Source organism: Methylocystis sp. Uni0008 (assembly GCF_056838045.1).
In genome coordinates, this window is the sequence record NZ_CM166370.1 from 3,193,101 (window position 1) to 3,213,841 (window position 20,741).

Below are 20,741 nucleotides of genomic sequence, written 5' to 3' on the forward strand. Positions count from 1 at the left end.
ATTTCAGCATATGGCGAAAATCCTCATCACGGGCGGGGCTGGCTTCATCGGCAGCCACGTCGCCCGGGCGCTTGTTGCGCGTGGCGACGAGGTGCGACTGTTCGACGCCCTTATTGATCAGGTTCACGGCCGCGCAAGCGCCACGCTCCCCGACGAAGCCGAACTGATGGTCGGCGACATTCGCGACGCTGGTCGAGTTGCGCAAGCGCTCGAGGGTGTCGGCGCCGTCGTGCATCTCGCCGCCGAGGTCGGCGTCGGTCAGAGCATGTACGCGATCGACCGCTATGTCGCGGTGAACGATCTCGGCACGGCCGTGCTGTTGCAGACGCTGATCGAGCGGCCTGTCCGCAGGGTCGTGGTCGCCTCCTCCATGAGCATCTATGGGGAAGGCCTCTACCAGGACGCCGACGGGCGCGTCGTCGAGGACGCTGAGCGCGCAGCGGTAACGCCCGGAATATGGGACGTGCTGGACGCCGCCGGTTGCCCGCTGCGGCCCATGCCGACGCCCGAGTGGAAGCGCCCCGCTTTGGCGTCAGTCTACGCGCTTACGAAATACGTGCAGGAGCGCCTGACGCTCAACGTGTGCGCCGCCTATGGCATGGAAGGCGTGGCGTTGCGGCTCTTCAATGTTTACGGGCCGGGCCAGGCGCTCTCCAATCCCTATACCGGCGTGCTCGCGATCTTCGCCGCGCGCCTGCTGAATGGCCGCGCGCCGCTTGTATTCGAGGATGGACGTCAGCGGCGCGATTTTGTGCATGTCTCCGACGTCGCGCGCGCGTTCCTTCTGGCGCTCGACGCCTCAGCCGCGGATGGCGAAGTCTATAACATTGGGAGCGGCGCCGACCGCTCGGTGATGGAAGTCGCGGAGGCGCTGGCGCAGGCCATGGACAGGCCGCAGGTTGCGCCGGAAATCACAGGCAAATACCGCACGGGGGCGACATTCGCCATTGCTTCGCCGACATTTCCAAGGCTCGCGCCGAACTCTCCTTCACGCCTTCCGTCGAATTCTCGGCGGGACTTCGCGAGCTGGCGGAGTGGCTCGCCGAGCAGCGCGCGGTCGACCGCGCCGAAGAGGCGCGTCGCGAACTCGAAGCGCGCGGGTTGGTCGCATGACGCCAGCGGCGCCTCCCATCGGCGGCCTTTCGCCGATTCTCATCACGGGCGGCGCGGGCTTCATCGGCGCCAATCTCGCTGATCGCCTGGCGCGGGAAGGCGAGCATGTGCTTTTGCTCGACAGTCTCGCGCGCCCGGGGGTGGAGCGGAACGTCGCCTGGCTGAAGGCGCACCACCCTTCCAAGATCTCACTGATTGCTGCGGACGTTCGTGACGCGCAGGCCAGCGCGGACGCTTGCCGCGAGGCGAGCGCGATCTTCCACTTCGCCGCTCAGGTCGCCGTGACCACCAGCCTTGTCGATCCCCGCGAAGATTTTTCCATCAACGCGGCGGGCACGCTCGGACTTCTCGAGTCTCTGCGCGAAAGCGCGCCGAGCACGCCCTTTATCTTCGCCAGCACCAATAAGGTCTATGGCGATCTCGCCAACGTTCCCGTCGAACTGAAAGACGGCGCCTACCGTCCGGTGGACGAACTGCTCGCTCGGCGCGGGGTCTCCGAGAACCAGCCGCTCGACTTCCACACGCCGTATGGATGCTCAAAGGGAGCCGCCGAGCAATATGTGCTCGACTACGCCCGCTCCTATGGCCTGCCGACGGCCGTGATGCGCATGAGCTGCATCTACGGCCCGCGTCAGATGGGTACCGAGGATCAGGGCTGGGTCGCGCATTTCCTGCTCAAAATCGCCGCCGGCGAGTCTGTCACCATTTACGGCGACGGCCATCAGGTACGCGACATCCTGTTCGTCGACGACGCCGTTGGCGCCTATGTGGAAGCCTGGCGCCGGATCGGGCGCATCGCTGGACGCGCATTCAATCTGGGAGGCGGACCCGCCAATGCCGTCACGGTTAGAGACGTGGTCGCCCGCGCCGAAGCGCTCCTCAATCGGACGGTAGCGGTCGAATTCCAGCCCTGGCGGTCTGGCGACCAGCGCTATTACGTCTCCGACACGCGCCAGGTCCGCGCTGCGCTCGGCCTCGCAGCGCCGCTCGGCTGGCGCGAAGGCATGGCTGGCCTCGCCGACTGGATTACGTCACACGAAAACACAGAGCGAACGACGCCCGCGGCCTTGCAACAGGTAGGGACGTGAACATGCGCGTCGCTCTGGTGAATCCGCCTTGGAGTTTCGAACGTTCCATCTATTTCGGATGCCGCGCGCCGCATCTGCCTCTCGAGCTTGGCGCCGCGAAAACCCTGCTCGAGCTGGCCGGACACGACGTTCTGATCTGCGACGGCCATCTGACGGGGATGACCGACGCGCAGCTGGCGGATAAAGCGAAGGCCTTCGGCGCGGAGCTCATCGTGGTGACGACCGCGCCAACTTATCTCTTCTGGCGATGCGCGCCGCCCGAACTGCGCGCGCCGCGCGCCTTTCTGCTCGCCCTCGGCGACTGCAATGCGCGCACCGTCGCGGTCGGTCCGCATGGATCGGTCACGCCCGCCGCCGCGCTCGCCAAGCTCGGCGTCGACATCATTGTGCGGGGCGAATGCGAAGAGGCGCTGACAGACATCGCCTCGGGGGGAGGGCTCGCAGAGATTCCCGGCGTCGCCTTCAGGCGGGGCGATGCGGTCCACATCACCGGGGGTCCGCGCGCGACGCGCTTTACGGACCTGCCTTGCCTGGCCAGACGAATGGATCACGGCGCATCGCCATCACCATCATCGGTTCGACGCCGAGCCGGACGGGCCGGGCGTGGAGGTCGAGGCGTCACGCGGCTGTCCCTATCACTGCAGCTTCTGCGCCAAGATGGACTTTCGCGACGCCTATCGCCGACGCGATCTCGGTCAGCTGCTCATCGAGATCGATCGGCTGATCGATCAGGGCGTGACCTATTTCTATTTCATCGACGAAATCTTTCTGCCTCAGAAAGCGCTGCTCGAAGCGCTGGTGCAGCGGCGGACGCGTTTCGGCGTTCAGACGCGCATCGATCTGTGGAAGCCGGAGATGCTGGATCTTTTGGGCGCCGCCGGCTGCGTCTCGATCGAGGCTGGAGTCGAAAGCCTGACCCCCGAAGGGCGCGAGGCGCTCGATAAGAACTGCCGCATGTCCACCGACGAACTCGCCGCGCGACTCATCTATGCGCGCCGCCGCGTGCCCTTTGTGCAGGCCAATCTTATCGAGACGCCTGAAGACGAAGCGGCTCTCGTCTCGGCATGGCGAGAGAAATTGCAGCGGGCGGGCGTATGGGCGAACGATCCCGTGCCGCTCTATCCCTATCCTTCATCGCCCGATTACCGCCGTCTCTGGGGCGAACCCGATGGCGACGCATGGGAGCGCGCGCACGAATATTACCTGAGCCAGTTCGATCGCTTCAGCGACATACAGGAAGAACATCCTCTTCCGCTGCCGGCGTTGGAGGCCTCATGCGCGCATTGCCGCTGAACCTCTTCATGACCGCCGACGTGGTGGGCGGAGTCTTCACTTACGCTCTCGATCTCGCGCGCGCCTTGACGCCGCTCGAGGTTGGCGTCACCCTTGTGGTTCTCGGCCCAGCCATGAGCGAGCGTCAGCACGCAGCGGCGCTGGCGACGCCGGGGCTTTCCGTCATCTGGCCCGACCTCCCGCTCGACTGGCTCGCACGATCGGATCACGACGTAAGATCCTCGGCCGAGGCGCTCGCGGATCTCGCGCGGGGCGCAGGCGCCGATGTCGTCCAGTTGAATGCGCCGTCCCTGGCGTTGGCCGACTATCCGGCGCCTGTGGTTGGCGTCGCGCATTCCTGCGTTGCGAGCTGGTGGGGTGACGTCAAGAGCGGCCCGCTTCCGGTCGACTTCGCCTGGCGTACGCGTCTGATGCGCGAAGGCATCGCCCGCGCCGACGCGCTCGTCTGCCCAAGCCATGCCTACGCCGGTGCGGTCAGGCGCCTTTATGGCGCGCGTCCGATCGTTGTCCACAACGGACGTGATCGTTCGCCCGCGCTGCCGTCGACCGCCGCGACAGTCGCGCCGTCGTTCGCCTTCACGGCTGGCCGGCTTTGGGATGAAGGCAAGAACGCAGCGACTCTCGACGCGGCCGCGCGCGACATGGATGTGCCGTTGCTCCTTGCCGGTCCACTGGAAGCGCCGCACGGCGAGCGGTTCGCGTCGCGTCACGCCAAGGCGCTTGGTCCGCTTGCCGAGAAAGCCGTACGCGAGCGCCTCGCCAGGCGCCCCGTTTTTGTTTCGGCGGCGCTTTACGAGCCTTTCGGCTTGTCGGTTCTGGAGGCGGCGCAAGCGGGCTGCCCGCTGGTTCTTTCGGACATTCCAACCTTTCGCGAGCTGTGGGAGGGCGCGGCGGTGTTTGTCGCTCCACGCGACTCCGGAGGATTCGCCAAAGGCGTCAACCGGCTTGCGAGCAATGCGGAGCTGAGCCGACGTTTTGGCGTCGCCGCCTCCGACCGCGCTTGCACGTATGGCGTTCATCAGATGGCTTCCGCCATGGCGAATCTCTACCGCGCACTTGTCGCACGCACGGGACGGCCGCAGATCAATCTCGACGGAGCGGCTGCATGAAGATCGTCTATTTCAGCCATTCGCTGCTCTCGTGCTGGAATCACGGCAACGCGCATTTCCTTCGCGGCGTGCTGCGAGAATTCGTCCATGCAGGGCACGAAGTGGTTCCGATCGAACCGGCGTCTTCGTGGAGTCTCGCGAATCTGCTCGCCGACCACGGGGAAACCGCGCTGCGACCCTTCCGCGCCGCCTATCCAGAGCTACAGCCTGTACGCTGGTCATCCTTGGAGGACATCGAGGCTGCGGTGGAAGACGCCAGTCTCGTCATCGTTCATGAGTGGAACGATCCTGAACTCGTCGCCAGGCTGGGGCGGATGCGCGCCGAGGGCGCGCATTTCCTCCTGCTATTCCACGACACGCATCATCGCGCGGTCAGCGATCCCAACGCCATCCGCGCCTTTGATCTTTCGGGCTATGACGGCGTGCTCGCCTTCGGGGAGGCGTTGGCTGCGGTCTATCGGCGATGGGGATGGGGCAGCCGAGTCTTCGTCTGGCACGAGGCCGCGGACGTGCGGCGCTTCCACCCGCCGCTGCAGGATTCTGCACGCGAAGGTTTGATCTGGATCGGCAACTGGGGAGACGGCGAGCGCAGCGGGGAAATCGAAGAATTTCTGCTGGGCCCGTCGTCCGAAGCCGGATTGCCGCTCGATATCTATGGCGTGCGCTATCCCGCGTCCGCCCTCGAACGCCTGCGCAGCTACGGCGCCAGATACTGTGGCTGGCTCGCCAATGCGCTGGCGCCCGAAGCCTTCGCGAAGCATATCGCCACGGTTCATGTGCCGCGAAGATTTTACGCATCCGCGCTGCCGGGCATTCCCACCATACGCGTATTCGAGGCGCTTGCCTGCGGCATTCCGCTCGTTGCAGCGCCCTGGGAGGATAGCGAAGGCCTTTTCACGCCTGGCGAAGATTATCTTGTCGCGCGCGATGCGACTGAGTGCGCGGCGCATCTCGCACGGCTGCGAGATGATCGTGACCTGCGCGATCGCCTGGCGACCCATGGCCTCGCGACCGTCAGGTCGCGACATACCTGCGCACATCGCGCGGCTGAGCTGATGTCGATCGTCGTGCGTCTCGCGCCCAAGTTCCGGGAGAGCGCCGCATGAAGATCGCCTTTTACGGCTCCAGCCTGCTGTCCTCCTATTGGAACGGCGCCGCCACATATTATCGCGGCGTCATCAAGCATCTTGCGGCGCTTGGACATGAGGTCGCATTCTACGAACCTGACGCCTTCGATCGGCAGCAGCACCGCGATCTCGATCCGCCTGACTGGGCGAAGGTCGTCGTTTATCCGGCGACGCTCGAAGGCGTTCGGAGCGTGGTTGCGGAGGCGGCCGCGGCCGACGTGACAATCAAGGCGAGCGGTGTCGGCGTGTTCGACGATGCGCTCCTTGAGGGCGTTGTGTCGGCCGCTCGTCCTGGCGCGCTGCGGCTGTTCTGGGACGTCGACGCGCCGGCGACTCTCGCGGAGCTTCGTCAATCGTCGGCTCATCCGCTACGCCGGATGCTGCCGGCGCTTGATATGGTCCTCACTTATGGCGGCGGCGCGCCTGTCGTCGAGAGCTATGAGCGTCTTGGCGCGGCGCGATGCGAGCCGGTCTATAACGCGCTCGATCCGGACACGCATTATCGAGTGGCGGCGGATCCCCGGTTCGCTTGTGATCTGGCCTTTCTTGGCAATCGCCTGCCGGATCGCGAGGAGCGCGTGGCGCGCTTTTTCCTGGCGCCCGCCGCTCGGTTGAAAGATCGCGATTTTCTTCTGGGCGGCAATGGATGGGAAGATCGCGCCGTTCCCGCCAATGTGCGCAAGATCGGTCATGTCTATACGCGCGATCACAACGCGCTCAACTCCAGCGCGCTGGCCGTGCTCAATATCGCGCGTGACAGCATGGCCGAGACGGGCTTCTCGCCGGCGACCCGCGTGTTCGAGGCCGCGGGCGCCGACGCCTGCCTCATCACCGACGCCTGGCAAGGCGTGGAAATGTTCCTGACGCCTGGCGAGGAAATCCTCGTCGCGCGCGACGGCGCCGACGTCACGGACTGTCTCGCCGGTCTGAATCCGGCGCGCGCCCGCGCCATCGGAGCGGCGGCCGGGCGAAGGATACGCGCCGAACACACTTATGCGCGCCGCGCCGCGCAGGTGGATTCACTGCTGCGCCAAGCGATGGCCGAAAAGCAGGAAAGGGCTCTGGCATGAGAGACTTCGACCTCGTGGTTGTCGGCCTTAGCCTTTCTTCTTCCTGGGGAAACGGCCACGCGACCACCTACCGGGCGCTCCTGAAGGCTTATGCGGCGAAGGGGGCGCGCGTGCTCTTCCTCGAGCGCGATCAGCCCTGGTACGCCGACAATCGCGATCTACTGGAGCCGAACTTCTGCGAACTCGCCTTCTATCGCAGTCTCGACGAGCTTAAAGGGTTCCGGGACGCAATCGCCACAGCGCGGGCGGCGATGGTCGGCTCCTACGTTCCCGACGGAATCGACGTCTGCCGCTTCGTGCAGTCTGAGGCGAATGGCGTCACCGCCTTCTACGACATTGATACGCCCGTGACGCTCGCGAAACTTGAAGAGAACGACTGCCCGTATCTCTCGCCCGAGCTGATCCCCGGCTTCGACCTCTATCTGTCCTTCACCGGCGGACCGACGCTCGCGCGGATCGAGCGCGACTACGGCGCGAAGGCGGCGCGCGCGCTCTATTGCGCCGTGGACCCCGGCCCCTATCGGCCGCTCAACGTCGCGCCGCGCTTCGATCTGGGCTACCTCGGGACCTACGCGAAGGATCGGCAGCCGGCGCTTGAGGAATTGCTGATCGAGCCGGCGCGGCGCGCGCCGGAGATGATCTTCGCCGTCGCCGGCCCGCTCTATCCGGACGATATCGACTGGCCGGCAAATGTCTTGCGCGTCGATCACATCCCCCGGACGAACATGCCGCCTTCTACGGCGAGTGCCGTTTTACTCTGAACGTCACGCGTCAGGACATGGTGCGCGCCGGCTTCAGTCCGAGCGTTCGCCTGTTCGAGGCCGCCGCATGCGGAACGCCCATCATCTCCGATGCATGGGAGGGTCTTGAGACTCTGCTCGCGCCCGGGAACGAGATCATCATCGGACGCTGCGCGGACGATGTGCTGCATGCCCTTCACAACATTGCAAAGCCGGAGCGGCTCGCGATAGCGAACCGCGCCCGTTCGCGCGTGCTCGGCGCTCATACGGCAGCCCGCCGCGCAAGTGAACTCGCCCGATACATCGGGGCCGCGGAGCGACAGGCGGTCGCCGCTGTCGCATGACGCGCGCCCGAAGGAAGGAACTGTTATGGCCTGTAGAAACGAAAACGTCGCGCTAGTCGCCGGGGGCGCGGGTTTCATTGGATCGCATCTTACCGATGCGCTGCTCGCGCGCGGATGGCGGGTTCTGGGATTGGATAACTTCATCACCGGCCGCTATGACAATTTGCGACACCTCGAACGCGAACCGCGTTTCGACCTCATCGAGGCGGACGTCACCGACCCGCCGCCGGCGCGCCTGACGCGCTCAGGTTGCCGGTTGTCTTACGTGTTCAATCTCGCCTGCGCCGCATCCCCGCCGCACTACCAGGCGAACCCGGAGCACACGCTGATGACGAGCGTGCTGGGGACGCGCCATCTCCTCGCGCTCTCGCAGGCCCATGGGGGCCGGTTCCTGCTGGCCTCCACAAGCGAAGTTTATGGCGATCCTCAGGTCCATCCACAGCGCGAGAGCTATTGGGGCCACGTCAATCCTACTGGTCCGCGCGCATGTTACGACGAGGGCAAGCGGGCGGCGGAGACGCTGACCTTCGACTACTACAGGGCGAAGCGCGGCGACGCGCGCGTGGCGCGCATCTTCAATACATACGGCCCCCAAATGCGCGCGGACGACGGGCGCGTCGTCTCAAACGCGATCACACAGGCGTTGTCTGGCGACGACATCACGATCTACGGCAGCGGCGATCAGACCCGCTCCTTCTGTTATGTCGACGATCTCGTGGAAGGACTCGTTCGGCTGATGCTGCATGAGGGCGATTATCGAGGCGCGATCAATCTCGGCAATCCGGCAGAGATGACAGTCAGGGAGCTTGCCGAACAGGTGGTGCGCCTTACCGGCACGCATTCGACCATCGCCTATCGTCCGCTGCCGGTCGATGATCCGCAGCGGCGGCGACCCGACATCACCATCGCGCGCAAGGTGCTCGGCTGGACGCCGCAGGTGCCGTTGGCGGCTGGGCTGGAGCGCACGATCGCTCACTTCGCGGAAGTCGCCGCTCTCGAAGCCGCGCAGCTGCCGTTGACCAAGCGTCGAATTCGCCGGGAAAAGTCCGGCGCCCCCGATGGGGAGCTGCGGGGACGGGCGGCGGGTTGATCGCGAGGCCGCTTCGGTTATCGCAACGCCAGCTGTGCTTGCCTAACGTCGGTTGGTCGCGCCGCGCCTGCGTAGCGACGGATCATGCGCGCGCAGAACTCCGCGAACTCTTCAGGGGCCACAGGCGCGCTCGTGTGATGGGGCGCGAGGCCGCGATGTTCGGGGGTGAAGCAGAAGGTCACTGTGACGTTGAAGTCTTCGAGCGCCCGCATCAGGCGATCAAAGAACGCCTCGGCGCCGGGCTGGAAACTGTCGGCCCACGACAGGCCGGTGCGCAAATCGGTGACGCCCAGACGCTTCATCCAGGCGACCGCCTCATCGAGGCGCGGATCTTCGAAATGGAACCATTGGACGAGGCCCAAAGCCGGGGTGTGGCGCGCAAACACGTCGAGCGCCGGCTTCGGCGTTCCGTCAGCGCGGATGAGGCCCATGTGGAAGTGCCGGTAATAAGACGAGCCCTCCGCTTCCTTATGGCGGGTTGTGGCGCCCCACGCCTCGGGCAGATCGAACAGGCTGTACCAATGTAGGCGCGGGGCGCGCCCTTTAAGGAGCTCAGCAGTGCGCTCGAGGCCCCAGGCCTGAACCTCGTCTGCGCCGAAGCTCGAAACGCCGACTTCGCTCACCCAGACCGGCAGATCGGTGATCGCCTCGATCTCCGCAATCTTTATCGGCCATTCCTGAATCTGCCACAGATTCCAGTCGAGCGGAAAACCATGCACCGCGACGGCGTCGACATGGTCCAGCACGCCGCGCGCCTGCATATTGGCGATGAAACCGGGATCGATGGGAGAAATGCCGCCGAGCACGCGCGTGAGCTGCGCATTCTCGGCGCGGATCGCCTGACCGGCGAGGATCGCCATTTCCGCAAAGAGCGCCCAATCGGGGTCAAGCTCCGGATCCCAATGAGACTTGTTGTTCGGTTCATTCCAGATCATCGCCGCTTCGATCATGCGGACGCTCCCCGCGCCGGATAGACCGCGCCCTCTCCCGCCGGCCGTCCCGCGCAGCGGCATAGATAGACCTCGTCTTCCGGGTGGCCGATCAGTTCGAATCCGGATGAGCGCAGCATCGCTTCGATGCAGGCGCGGTTCGGCGCCCACCAATTCGTCGGATCGCGCGCATATCGATGTTCGATAAAGTGCAGCTTGGGATAGCCGGGCGCGTCGAACGCATCGGTCGAAAAGAAATCGCAATCTTTCGGCGCTTCTTCCACCTCCATGCTCCCGCGCAACATGCACTGAAACACCATCAGGCCGCCCACGACGTGCTCGCGCACGAGGTCAAGCGCGAGCAGCGGATGGCGCAGGTGGTACAGCACGCCCATGAAGAGAACGACATCGAAACGCTCCTGCAGATTCGCGACGTCGTAAACCGAAAGCTTCTCGAAGCGAACGTCGAGCCCGGAGACCTCGGCGGCAAACCTCGCCTGGGCGAGATAGGCGTCATCGAAATCGATTCCAAGAACGCGATCCGCGCCACGCCGTTTCATTTCCAGACTGTAGAAGCCGGCGTTGCAGCCGATGTCGAGCACGCTGCAGCCGGCAAGATCCTGTGGAATGCTGTCCGCGAAACGACGCCATTTCGTTTGAGGATAGTCTCCCAGGAAGTGATCCGGCGCCGTCATGACTCCGCCGAGATCGAGATTGTGGAACCACGGTCCTAGCGCCGCCACCTGCGCCCTGATCTGTTCGGTCGAGAGACTCATGCGCGCCTCGGTGCTCTAAAGGTCTCCTCACCACGCCACTTCATTCAGACAGGCGAGCCGCATGCCGGTGGGGCCTGCTCGGACCTTGGTGATGGATGCGGGGTCGATATCGAAAAGCCGGTATGAGTCGAGCGACAGCCCGAGCACGTAACACACCGCGGCCTTGATCACGTCGGCATGGCTGACCAGCGCGATGCGCGCCGCGTTCGGCGCGCGCGCGATAAGCTTCATGTGCCGCACGATGCGGGCCTGGACCTCGCCCATGCTCTCGCCGGCCGGCGTGCGCGCGGCGCCGCGCGCATTGTTCCACTCGCGAAAGAGCGGATCGGCGTCGAGCGTGGCGAACTCCTGGCCCGACCATTGGCCGAAGTCGATTTCGTCGAGCGCGTCGACCGTGCGCGGCTGCGCGAGGCCGCTCGCGTCTGCGATCGCCCGAGCGGTCTCCTGCGTGCGCTCCCTGGGGCTTGCCTCGACCGCTTCAAGACGCTCCCGCCGCAGTCGCTCAGCGAGTCTTGCCGCCTGCGCGCGACCTTCGACGCCAAGTCGGACGCCCGGCGCTCGACCCGCTAGAAATCGGCCCACGTTGTCGTAGGCCGAATGTCGCACGAGCAGGATCTCGCTCACGCCTGCAGCCTCAGAAGCGTCTGTGGCGAGTCAGCGCCGGCGATGAAGCGCTGCGTGCGCTCGCGCGCCTCGGCGTCTGTGAACTGCTGCGGGGAAGACTTCATGAAATAACTGGAAGGTCCGATGAGCGCGCCGGCTTCGCCGCGGTCCATGGCGAGCTTTACGCAACGCGCAGCGTCAATGACGATGCCGGCGGAATTGGGTGAATCCCAGACTTCGAGCTTCACTTCGGCGGACAAGGGAACGCCGCCGAAAGCGGTACCCTCAAGGCGAATGAAGGCAAACTTCCGATCGGTGAGCCAGGGAACGAAATCGCTCGGCCCGATATGGATATTCCCTTCCGGCAGGGGTTCGGGACACTGACTGGTCACCGCCTGCGTCTTGGAAATCTTCTTCGAAACGAGCCTTTCGCGCTCCAGCATGTTCTGAAAATCCGCGTTGCCGCCGACGTTGAGCTGATAGGTTCGATCGAGCTTGACGCCGCGTTCGGCGAAAAGATTTGCGAGCACCCGGTGAACGATCGTGGCGCCGACCTGGCTCTTAATGTCGTCGCCGATGATCGGCAGACCGCGCGCTTCGAACTTCGCCCGCCATTCGGGGCGCGATGCGATGAACACCGGCAAGCAGTTGACCACGCCGCAGCCGGCCGCGAGCGCTTGCTCCATGTACCACTCGGCCGCGCGCTGCGATCCAACAGGCAAATAGCAGATCAGCACATCCGCGCCGGATGCTCGAAGCACGCGCGCAACGTCGCAGACCGGCGCGTCGGATTCCTCGATGACGTCGGCGAGATATTGTCCGATGCCGTCGAGCGTCGGTCCTCGCGAGACGCGCACGCCGGCTGGCGGCACATCCGCAAATATATGTGTGTTGTTGGGCGCGCCGTGAATTGCTTCGCTGACGTCGCGATCCACTTTGGTTGCGTTGACGTCGAAGGCGGCGCAGATCTCCATGTCGCCGACGCCGTATCCGCCTAGGTCTGGCGTCATAAGTCCGGGAATGGCTCCGCCGAAGGGCGTTTGGCCGTAATAGGCGATCCCTTGCACCAGCGAGGACGCGCAATTGCCCACGCCGACGATCGCTATGCGGAGTTTTCGCGCGCCCAGTTTCCGCTCCGCTGTCTGACAAGACCTAAAGAACTACAAAGGATTAAACCTCGGGCGCGTCGTGTTGTTCCATTCGTCGCGACCGCGGTTGTGATGAGCACGAGTCGACCGCGCGCCCAAACCCCAAGGTTCGGCTAATGGCTTCGAGTCGATCGATTGCCGCCCCGAGCGGACCTCGCCCGTATGTCAGCGCGCCATAAACCACGCCGGCGGCGCGCGCCCACATTAGGTAGATCCAAAGCGCCTTAAGGCGCCGGGCGACGAGATAGACACGCCGGCTCCAGACGGAGATGTGGCGGCGAGAGCGGTAGACCAACCTGCGCCGAAACGGGAGCGTCCGATCAGGCGCGACGCGCTTGCGCGGCTGGATGAGTTGGCGTTGCTTGAGACGTAACGCGAGCCGGTAGGCGAGGCCTTCGCGGCGATGTCGCAGGCCGGCAGCCTGCGTGCGCACGACGAAGTCCGCGTCGACTTCCGTAAGCGCCACTCTCTCCTCCTTCATGCCGCGCTCGACCATGCTTCGGATCAAGGCTGATCGAACAACGACGACATTTACCCCGCGACCGTCCGACGCATAGGGCTCCACCCATGCGTCGCCGAAGGATATGTCCGCAGTTTCAGCGACGACATCGTCGCAGAAATCACATGCCGAGTTTTGAAAGAATCCCGCGCCCCAGTCCCCATCGACGAGATGCCACCAGTCCTGTTCGCGCGGCGGGCCGTCGAGACGCGCAATTCGCGCGCGGTACCAATGCGGGGCGATCCGGATTCTTGAGTCGGTAGTCGATGCTCGTCATCCGGCCTGGCGCGACGCCGAGTTGCCAAGCAAAGCTCTCGCCCAAACGAGCGCTTTTCATATGCCCGCAGAACAGGCCCAGCGTGAAGGCCACGCGCGCGCGCAGCAGCGGATCCTGGCGGCGCAGGAGGTGGATCGCCTTGATGAAGCAGGGGATCCCCACGACGGCGTAACGCCTGGGGTTCTCGCGTATCTCGGCGATCACGTGGGAAAGCTCCACTGGATGGTAGCGCGACTTGGCGCCGGCGCGCAGATCTTCAATGCTGCGCGAGATGCGATAGTCGAACAGTCGACCGTCGGGCAGGGGGCTTTGCAAGGCGGCGACATGCGCTACGCCGTCCACAAGTCCCGCGCGCAACAGCTCCGCGGCGACCCAGCTCACCAGTCCGCCTGAACTCCCATCGCCGCGATAGCCATCTTCCGCCGCATGTCCCACATAGGCCGCCTCGAAACGGCCGATCAGCGGATGGCTTGAGGCGGCCGCCGGGAAGCGCCGCGCGGAAAGATCGTCCTCGTTGACGGCCTCTGGGGAAAAGGGGCAAATATGCGCCACGTCGCGCGCGACTGCCGCGCCCGCTTCGCTGCGCGGAATCAATTCCCCATAGCAATTGAGCTCCATCGTGACGCCGTCGCGAACGCATACGCCGCAGCCGACACAAAGCCCGGAACATCGCATCGCTTCGGCGGTCAGGCGGTGCTCTCTTCTGTTCACTTTGCGCCTCACGCCAGAACGCGATCGAGAAACGCCTCGGAACGTTCGCGCATCGCAGCAATTCTCTTATAGACCGCTGGCTCCGGCGACGCCTCCAACGCCGCATCAATGGCGTGCGGCGCAGACTCCGATACGAGATGGCGGCCGGCGCCGAGCAGAGCGGCAAGGTCGAGCACTTTGTTGCTTCGATACGCAGATGCAGCGCATGCAAACGGCTTCCGGTTTATAAGCGCGAAAACGCAGCCGTGAAAAAAGTTTGTCGCCACCGCCGCTGCGTTGGACATCAGCATCCGAAACGCTTCGGGGCCTGCGTCAATCCTTTGGTCATCGGCCCAGTCATTGCGATAACCGATGCTGACGAGACGCAAGCTGCCCGCCCGCGCCCAGCGCAACATGCGGCGCGTAAACCAATCGGGGAAGCTGTGTCCGTAGACCGCGAGGTAGCGCGCGTCGGCGCAATGGGGATCGGCGTCGCGCTGGTCGGGCGGATAAAGCAGACAGGGGTCGAGCGCCAGTTCGGACGCCGACAGACCCGCTTCGTCGAGGATCCCTATCGCGGTCTGCTCGCGCACCGATATGGCGTCGAAATTCGAGATCCAGTTGCGCCAGGGGGCGCCGATGCAGCCGCGCTGATAATTTCCGAAGCTTGCCGCATAGGCCGCGAGCCGCTGACGTGGAACGCCCTCTTCGAAGAACAGCGGCCATCCGCCATACCAGGGATGGTCGAGATTGAAGACTTCGTCGCTGCCGACGATGACCAGGTCGCAGGGCTCGCTGTTGTGCGGCTGATCGAGCGGGAATGGCGCTGTTCTCGGCAGGCGCTGCACAGCTCGGCGAAAAGCGCGAATCTTCCGGACGTAGCGTGGAATGTCCTCGCTTCGCGTCGCCGTAGGAAGGGTCGGCGACAGCGCGCATCTGAGTTCCGCCCTGCGCACCGCTTCAAACATGTGATCAAGGAGCACTGCGCTATGGCCGCGCCGCTCGAGCCACTCGAGAAGGCAGCGCGCCTGCCAATAGGAGCCGTAATTCACGCAGCGGTGGAAGGTCAGGACGCCGATCTTGTGCCGCATGGTTCACTTCTGGCCGTCGCGCCCCGCAGTCGAGTCACTTGAGTGTATATAGGTAAGCCGCAATGTCTCGACTTTGTGCTTCGCTGAGATTCATGTCCGGCATCGCGTTGCCCGGCACGAACCTCTGCGGATTCTGCAGCCAGGCGATCATGTTCTCGGGCGTGTTGCGAAGAACGCCGGCGAGATAGATCCGTCGGCTGATCACATCCAGCGGCGGACCGACGAGACCGTCGGCCCCGGCGATTCCGGGTATTCTGTGGCAGGAACCGCATCCCGCGTTGCGGATCTCGGCGGCGCCACGCTTCGGATCGCCGCCCAACGGTCCGGGCGACGTGTCGGCGGCTTCGCCCCGGCGCGCGGACGATATGGACCACGCGACGAGAAGTGCGGGAAGCAGCGCCTGTATGGCTCTCATGGGCTGCTTCCGCTCGGCTTCCGGCCAAAGCTGAATCGCTGCGTGAAATCCCATGGCCTGGGTGTTTCGACGAACTCCGCAGGCGTCTGCTGGAGCTTCAAGGTCTCGCGAGAGATGGTTCGTCCCCAGCCGCTCTGCGGCGCCTGGCTGATGCTCTGCACATAGGCGACGAGATCCCAGATGATCTCGTCCGACAGGGTGGCGCCCCACGCGGGCATGCCGCTGGGTCGGCCGTGATAGATGCTGAGATAGATGTTCACTGGCTCGCCGCCGTAGATGAAGAGGCGGTTGCTGAGTGAAGGTCCCATGCCGCCGCCGCCATTCGGCGCGTGGCAGCCGACGCAGTTGAAGGTGGCGAAATAGGACATGCCCCGCTGAAGCGCCTGCGGATCGCCTGCGACTGGATTGGCGATCGGGGCAGGCGGCGGCGGGTTCCCGGGCATGAGCGTGGTTACTGGCGCGCGGAGGTATCTCTCGCTTGTCTCGAAAAAGCTGATCGAGGGCTCGCGGGTCTCCGTGGGTGCGCGCAACGCCGAACTCTCTGGCGCTCGCATTGGCGCCGTCTGAGCGTTCGGCGTCGGTTGCCGCTGAGCGGGTGACGGCGCCGTGGGCGTCGGCGCGGCATGCGGCTGAGAATGCGGCGCGGGGGCGTCCGGGACGTGACGATGCTCTGAACGCGCTGAAGCGGCCTCGATCCACGCGTAGCCAGACAAAGTAAGCGCAATGGCGGTGATAGTTCGCAAGGGCATAGGCGGGGCTTCCTACTCCGCGGGCTCTTGAACGTTAGGGACCCCGAAAATCGCGAGCAGTGTTGCGATTTCCTCTCCCTTGCGTTCGAGAACCGCATCAAGTCGCCGCTTGAGCGCATCGTCGCCCTTGCGCACGCATGGCGATGGCGAAAGAAAACTTCAGCGGCGCGAATTGCTGCGTGTCGGAGATAGGCGTCACCCGCAGCGGCGCGGCGGCATGAAGAGCGGCGTAGCCGGCGAGCGGTCCCCAGGCGACAGCGACGTCGATGTTCCCGTTTGCGACCGCATCAATCAGACGGGCCGGCGGCGATTCCTGCCGGTAGTCGCCGTAGATCGTGAAGCCAACGACATTCTCGACGATCCCCAGTTCGCCGAGCGCATGGGCGGGCGGCGTGTTCATGCCGTCGTCGCCGATCAGGTGCACGCCGATCTTCAAGCTGCGCAAACTCGGGTCTTCGAGCGACGAGACGGACATGTCCCGATCGGCGCGGGATACAAAAACATAGCTCGATCGATAATGGGGCCGGGTCGTTTCGACGAGGTCATAATGCGCGGGCACGCCCATGATCACATCGCAATCGCCGGCCTTCAGCGTATTGCGAACAAAGCCGCGCCGCTGCGCCCACCAAACATAAGACACCGATTTCCCAAGCTGGCGCGCGACCAGCTCGGCAAGCTTGTTTTCGAAGCCGCGCCCCTGCGAATCGGAAAACGGCAAATTGTTGGGATCGGCGCAAACCCGCAGGTCATCGGCGCGAGCGCCCACGTCTGCGCAGACCGTACAAGCGAGGACGCAGAGGACCTGAGCCGAACGTTTGATCACCGTTCGCCTCCTGGCGCCGATGGAGCTCTCGACGGTTGCGGCGTCGCTGCATTTCCTAGCGAGAAAACCAGCAGCGTTCCGCCGCCGACGGTATAGAGCGGCAGATCCTGCGAGGCGCCGACAAAACCCAGCGCGCTATTTCGCACGCGTGGATCCACCTCTGCGTTCGCGACGACGCCCGGCCATCCGCCGACGCCCGATAGAATGGCGACGTATTGGACGCCGTCATTGCCGACATAGGTGACCGGTTGTCCGATCAGACCGGAAGGCGCACGAATTTGCCAGAGCAATTTCCCCGTTCGCGCGTCGACGGCTTTAAACATCCTGTCCATCGTGCCGTAGAAGGCGACGTCGCCGCCGGTGACGAGGGCGCCGCTCCAGACGAGCTGATTTTCAGTGATCGACCAGACCTTCTCGCGTTTGACGGGGTCCCAGGCCATGAATTCGCCCCGGTGTCCGCCTGGGCCGGCGTACATGTCGACGGTCGCGCCGATGAAGGGCGTGCCGGCGATATAGCTCACTTCGCTTGTTTTGAAGTTCGCGCAAAGATGCTGGTGAGGCACATAGAGAAGTTTCGTGCGCGGCGACCAGGCCGTCGGCTGCCAGTCCTTTGCGCCAGGCGGCGCCGGACAGACATTCTCGATCGTCTTGTTCAGCTGCGGGTCTAGGGCGTGATTGGGCTCGATTCTTCCCGTCTTTAGATCGACGCCCTTGTAGACCGTGATCGTGTCGTAGGGATCGGCCGAGAGAACCTCGCCCGTCGTACGATCCATCACATACATGTAGCCATTGCGACCGGGGTGAATGAGCGCTTTGCGCTGCGCGCCGTTGATCTCAAGATCAACGAGCACGCTCTCATTGATCTCGTCGTGATCCCAGAGATCATGTGGACTCGCCTGATACGCCCATTTCGCCATGCCTGTATCTGCATCGCGCGCGAAAATCGTCGCCGTCCAGAGATTGTCGCCGGGCCGCTGATTGGAGTTCCACGGTCCTGGATTGGCGGTGCCGTAGAAAACAAGATTGAGACTGGGATCGTAGGAGATCCAGCCCCAGACCGTGCCGCCGCCGGTCTTCCATCGATCGCGCGGCCAGGTGTCGACGCCGCGGTCCTTTCCCTTCATCCAGTCATAAAACGGTTTGAAGTCCGGGCCGATCAGCACCTCCGTATCGGGGCCGGTCGAATGCGCGCGCCAGACGATTCTGCCGGTGTTCTGGTCGACGGCGGTCAGCCAACCGCGAACGCCCATTTCGCCGCCGCTGTTGCCCGCAAGCACCTTACCTTTGACCGCCAGCGGCGCCATGGTGATCGTCTCGCCGAGATTGATGTCGCCGAGCTTCGTCACCCATTTTTCGACGCCCGTCCGTGCGTCGAGCGCGACCATGTGATTGTCGAGCGTGTTGAGAAAGATCTTGCCATTGTCGTAGGCGAGGCCGCGCGTCACCACGTCGCAGCAGGCGACTCCCTTCGCCGCGACGTCCGGCTTTGGAGCATAGGACCATTTGAGTTCGCCAGTCGCGGCGTCGAGCGCAAAGACCTGATTGGGACGCGGACCGTCGTAAGGGGCGACGACATACATAACGCCGTCGATGACGAGCGGCGCGGCTTCTTGGCCCCGAGCGACGCCAACTGAGAACGACCATGCGAGCTTCAGTTGAGAGGCGTTCTGAACATTGATCTGGTCGAGACTGCTGTAGCGCGTGTTTGCGTAGTCACGCGAAGCCATCGGCCAGTTCTTCTGATCGGCGGCGAGCGCCGCGCGATTGGTTGGCGAAGCGTCTTAAAGAGCAATGAGCCGAACCAAGATAAGCGCAAACGCGACATGACTTCGCCCTACATTCGCAACGCAACGCACGTAGAGCGCGAGAAATCCTGCGGCAAGCGTCGCCGCTTCCGCATCGCGCGCCGCCAGCGGCAGCAGGACGGGGTCTCTTCAGCGCTGCGCGGGTCGGTCGATCGCATCGAAATTGCGGCCGTCGCATTCGAAAGCGTTGCTAACAACGAACCAGATTGAGGGCTTTTGAGCGAAGGGCGCTACATTCAGAGAGACGATCGCGCTAGAGACGACGCCAAGTCGTCTGCGGGGATCCTCCCGCCGCGCGTGAGCGGCGTCGCGCGGGCGACGCTAAGGATGAGAGGTTTTCAGAACATGCATTACGATGCGCTCTTGGCTGCTCTTGTCGCCGGCGTCGTGACCCTGCTCGCGCTGCTGTTCTGGCCAGGAGTCGCGGATCAGCTTCCGGAGATGGCTAGTGCGGCGATCGTCTACCTTCTGGTGCTGGTCGTAGGGTCCTGGGTTTTCGAATCGTGGCGTCGTCGACGCGGAAAGTAGGTCCCTTCACCGTCGAATCTCGCTTTTGGCTCCCGGCCGTTGTTTTACGGCTTGACAGCGACGCTCAACGCCCCTTTAACGGCTCCGCCTATTAGATCGTGATCCTTTCTCAGGCGAACCAATTCATGCGCTTCCTGAAACAACTTCAAAGTCTCGCGGCGCCGCTTGTCGGCGTCACGGTTGCGCTTGGCTTGTGTGTCGCCGTTTTTGCCATGTCCCTGGCGGGCATCGATCCTGGACTCGAGTAGCCCCCAGACGCCGCCGGGTCGTCACTCTCGTTCCAACCCTCTGATTTTACGTATTTAACGTCGCCGTCGAGACTTCCGCTCGGCGGCTTTCTCTGCAGTGAGCCCGACTAGGGCTGGGGTCGCGGCGTCGTCGCCACGCTGGGCGGCAGAACCGGGAGAGTGAACTGTGGCGGGCGGCCGGTCAGAGATTTTAGGAAATCAGTAACCTTATCGATGTCGCTCTCGGTCAGCTTTTCGCCGAGCTGAGATTCGCCCATTACAGCCACGGCCTGCTTCAGATCCCAAGCGTGCCCGCTATGGAAGTACGGCGCCGTCAACTCGATATTGCGCAGCGTCGGAACTTTGAAAACATAGTCGTCGCTGACGCTCTTGGTGACAACGAATCGGCCTCGGTCGTCCGGCGGCAAATATTCCCATCCTGGCTTTCCCACCACGCCGAAAGGCGCATACATGCCGCCGCCGACATTGATGCCATTGTGGCAGCTGGCGCAGCCCTTTTCGACGAATATCTTCAGTCCCTGCTTCTGGGTGACGGTCAGCGCATTGTCGTCGCCTCGCAGCCAGCGATCGAATGGCGCATCGGGCGTTATCAGGATGGCCTCGAAGACAGCGATCGCCTTTCCGATGTTGTCATAGACGATGGGATCAGCTTCGCGAGGAAACGCCTTCTTGAAGGCCTCGACGTAGCCTGGAATGCCTTTGAGCTGATCAATGGCGTGCTATTTGGTTCTTCCCATCTCAACGGGATTGATGATCGGTCCGCCTGCTTGTTCCTTGAGGTCCGCTGCGCGACCGTCCCAGAATTGCGCTGTACTGAAAACCGCATTCAAAACTGTCGGCGCGTTACGACCGCCACGTTGCCAATTATGCCCGATCGACGTCGGCCGGCCGTCGGCTCCGCCCAGTCCGATGATGTGGCAAGTGCTGCAACTGATGATGTGGCTTTCGGAAAGGCGCGGATCGAAATAGAGCATTTTGCCCAGCGACAATTTTTCGGGCGTCGCCGGATTGTCAGGAAGCGCGCGCGGCGTCTGGGGTATGGGCTCGAACATGCCCTTCACCTGATCTCGCAGGGCATCCGCGGCGCGCGCACCGCCGGTCATGAGCAATGCAAAAAGCAGAGCTGTCGCCGGAGCAGGCAGTTTCATGAGCGGCTTCTCTTTCCTGCGCTGACGCTATTCAGCGT

14 protein-coding genes and 7 pseudogenes are annotated in these 20,741 nt (G+C 63.9%); 9 read left to right on the forward strand and 12 right to left on the reverse strand.

The annotated features are described in order from the left end of the window. Positions 1-10: 10 nt before the first annotated feature. The 8 genes and pseudogenes from AC0X69_RS15990 (at position 11) to AC0X69_RS16025 (ending at position 8,974) form a co-directional block, all read left to right on the forward strand. Positions 11-1,113: pseudogene (locus tag AC0X69_RS15990) on the forward strand (NAD-dependent epimerase/dehydratase family protein). Next, positions 1,110-2,201 (forward strand): SDR family NAD(P)-dependent oxidoreductase, encoded by a 1,092-nt coding sequence (locus AC0X69_RS15995; protein WP_482608740.1) that lies wholly within the window; start codon positions 1,110-1,112, stop codon positions 2,199-2,201. The pseudogene AC0X69_RS15990 and the gene AC0X69_RS15995 overlap by 4 nt, the downstream one beginning before the upstream one ends. Positions 2,202-2,203: 2 nt before the next feature. Next, positions 2,204-3,494 (forward strand): annotated as a pseudogene (locus AC0X69_RS16000) (TIGR04295 family B12-binding domain-containing radical SAM protein). Continuing rightward, entirely contained in the window at positions 3,476-4,603 is a 1,128-nt protein-coding gene (locus AC0X69_RS16005; protein ID WP_482608741.1) for a glycosyltransferase family 4 protein, read from the forward strand. The pseudogene AC0X69_RS16000 and the gene AC0X69_RS16005 overlap by 19 nt, the downstream one beginning before the upstream one ends. Then, positions 4,600-5,709 carry a CgeB family protein gene (locus AC0X69_RS16010; protein ID WP_482608742.1) on the forward strand — a complete coding sequence of 370 codons (1,110 nt, stop codon included), beginning with the start codon at positions 4,600-4,602 and terminating at the stop codon, positions 5,707-5,709. Before AC0X69_RS16005 ends, AC0X69_RS16010 begins: the two co-directional genes overlap by 4 nt. Next, entirely contained in the window at positions 5,706-6,800 is a 1,095-nt protein-coding gene (locus tag AC0X69_RS16015) for a CgeB family protein (RefSeq protein WP_482608743.1), read from the forward strand. Before AC0X69_RS16010 ends, AC0X69_RS16015 begins: the two co-directional genes overlap by 4 nt. Then, positions 6,797-7,884 (forward strand): annotated as a pseudogene (locus AC0X69_RS16020) (CgeB family protein). Before AC0X69_RS16015 ends, AC0X69_RS16020 begins: the two are co-directional and overlap by 4 nt. 25 nt (positions 7,885-7,909) lie before the next feature. Beyond that, complete coding sequence (locus AC0X69_RS16025) at positions 7,910-8,974, forward strand: UDP-glucuronic acid decarboxylase family protein (protein ID WP_482608744.1); 1,065 nt, start codon at positions 7,910-7,912, stop codon at positions 8,972-8,974. Between the two features lie 17 nt (positions 8,975-8,991). On the opposite strand, the gene AC0X69_RS16030 is transcribed toward AC0X69_RS16025, so the two are convergent. The 10 genes and pseudogenes from AC0X69_RS16030 to AC0X69_RS16075 all read right to left on the reverse strand — a co-directional run. Next, positions 8,992-9,924, reverse strand: coding sequence for a glycoside hydrolase 5 family protein (locus AC0X69_RS16030; protein ID WP_482608745.1), 933 nt, complete (start codon positions 9,922-9,924; stop codon positions 8,992-8,994). Continuing rightward, positions 9,921-10,679, reverse strand: coding sequence for a TIGR04290 family methyltransferase (locus tag AC0X69_RS16035; RefSeq protein WP_482608746.1), 759 nt, complete (start codon positions 10,677-10,679; stop codon positions 9,921-9,923). Before AC0X69_RS16035 ends, AC0X69_RS16030 begins: the two co-directional genes overlap by 4 nt. Positions 10,680-10,706: 27 nt before the next feature. Then, entirely contained in the window at positions 10,707-11,303 is a 597-nt protein-coding gene (locus AC0X69_RS16040; RefSeq protein ID WP_482608747.1) for a histidine phosphatase family protein, read from the reverse strand. Continuing rightward, positions 11,300-12,409, reverse strand: coding sequence for an inositol-3-phosphate synthase (locus AC0X69_RS16045; protein ID WP_482613420.1), 1,110 nt, complete (start codon positions 12,407-12,409; stop codon positions 11,300-11,302). The genes AC0X69_RS16040 and AC0X69_RS16045 overlap by 4 nt, the downstream gene beginning before the upstream one ends. A gap of 43 nt (positions 12,410-12,452) precedes the next feature. Continuing rightward, positions 12,453-13,881 (reverse strand): annotated as a pseudogene (locus tag AC0X69_RS16050) (Coenzyme F420 hydrogenase/dehydrogenase, beta subunit C-terminal domain). A 44-nt stretch (positions 13,882-13,925) separates the two neighbouring features. Beyond that, the gene (locus tag AC0X69_RS16055) at positions 13,926-14,987 is read right to left on the reverse strand and encodes a polysaccharide pyruvyl transferase family protein (RefSeq protein ID WP_482608748.1); all 1,062 of its coding nucleotides are present in this window, start codon (positions 14,985-14,987) and stop codon (positions 13,926-13,928) included. A 34-nt stretch (positions 14,988-15,021) separates the two neighbouring features. Then, positions 15,022-15,402 carry a c-type cytochrome gene (locus AC0X69_RS16060; RefSeq protein WP_482608749.1) on the reverse strand — a complete coding sequence of 127 codons (381 nt, stop codon included), beginning with the start codon at positions 15,400-15,402 and terminating at the stop codon, positions 15,022-15,024. Beyond that, positions 15,399-15,932 carry a c-type cytochrome gene (locus tag AC0X69_RS16065; RefSeq protein WP_482608750.1) on the reverse strand — a complete coding sequence of 178 codons (534 nt, stop codon included), beginning with the start codon at positions 15,930-15,932 and terminating at the stop codon, positions 15,399-15,401. The genes AC0X69_RS16060 and AC0X69_RS16065 overlap by 4 nt, the downstream gene beginning before the upstream one ends. A 231-nt stretch (positions 15,933-16,163) precedes the next feature. Further along, positions 16,164-16,917 (reverse strand): annotated as a pseudogene (locus AC0X69_RS16070) (substrate-binding domain-containing protein). Positions 16,918-16,970: 53 nt separating this feature from the next. Further along, a pseudogene (locus tag AC0X69_RS16075) lies at positions 16,971-18,719 on the reverse strand (PQQ-dependent dehydrogenase, methanol/ethanol family); the annotation flags it as partial. 387 nt (positions 18,720-19,106) lie between these two features. Between AC0X69_RS16075 and AC0X69_RS16080 the strand changes: the two are divergent. Next, positions 19,107-19,307, forward strand: coding sequence for a hypothetical protein (locus AC0X69_RS16080; RefSeq protein WP_482608751.1), 201 nt, complete (start codon positions 19,107-19,109; stop codon positions 19,305-19,307). Between the two features lie 355 nt (positions 19,308-19,662). On the opposite strand, the gene AC0X69_RS16085 is transcribed toward AC0X69_RS16080, so the two are convergent. Beyond that, positions 19,663-20,181, reverse strand: a complete 519-nt coding sequence (locus AC0X69_RS16085; protein WP_482613421.1) for a cytochrome-c peroxidase — start codon at positions 20,179-20,181, stop codon at positions 19,663-19,665. Beyond that, positions 20,161-20,703 (reverse strand): annotated as a pseudogene (locus tag AC0X69_RS16090) (cytochrome-c peroxidase); the annotation flags it as partial. The pseudogene AC0X69_RS16090 and the gene AC0X69_RS16085, both read right to left, overlap by 21 nt. Between the last annotated feature and the right edge of the window lie 38 nt (positions 20,704-20,741).

Bases quoted from the DNA above. Each gene is read 5' to 3' on its own strand.
- AC0X69_RS15995 (WP_482608740.1), top strand. From the start codon at position 1,110: ATGACGCCAGCGGCGCCTCCCATCGGCGGCCTTTCGCCGATTCTCATC.
- AC0X69_RS16005 (WP_482608741.1), top strand. From the start codon at position 3,476: ATGCGCGCATTGCCGCTGAACCTCTTCATGACCGCCGACGTGGTGGGC.
- AC0X69_RS16010 (WP_482608742.1), top strand. From the start codon at position 4,600: ATGAAGATCGTCTATTTCAGCCATTCGCTGCTCTCGTGCTGGAATCAC.
- AC0X69_RS16015 (WP_482608743.1), top strand. From the start codon at position 5,706: ATGAAGATCGCCTTTTACGGCTCCAGCCTGCTGTCCTCCTATTGGAAC.
- AC0X69_RS16025 (WP_482608744.1), top strand. From the start codon at position 7,910: ATGGCCTGTAGAAACGAAAACGTCGCGCTAGTCGCCGGGGGCGCGGGT.
- AC0X69_RS16030 (WP_482608745.1), bottom strand. From the start codon at position 9,924: ATGATCGAAGCGGCGATGATCTGGAATGAACCGAACAACAAGTCTCAT.
- AC0X69_RS16035 (WP_482608746.1), bottom strand. From the start codon at position 10,679: ATGAGTCTCTCGACCGAACAGATCAGGGCGCAGGTGGCGGCGCTAGGA.
- AC0X69_RS16055 (WP_482608748.1), bottom strand. From the start codon at position 14,987: ATGCGGCACAAGATCGGCGTCCTGACCTTCCACCGCTGCGTGAATTAC.
- AC0X69_RS16060 (WP_482608749.1), bottom strand. From the start codon at position 15,402: ATGAGAGCCATACAGGCGCTGCTTCCCGCACTTCTCGTCGCGTGGTCC.
- AC0X69_RS16080 (WP_482608751.1), top strand. From the start codon at position 19,107: ATGAGAGGTTTTCAGAACATGCATTACGATGCGCTCTTGGCTGCTCTT.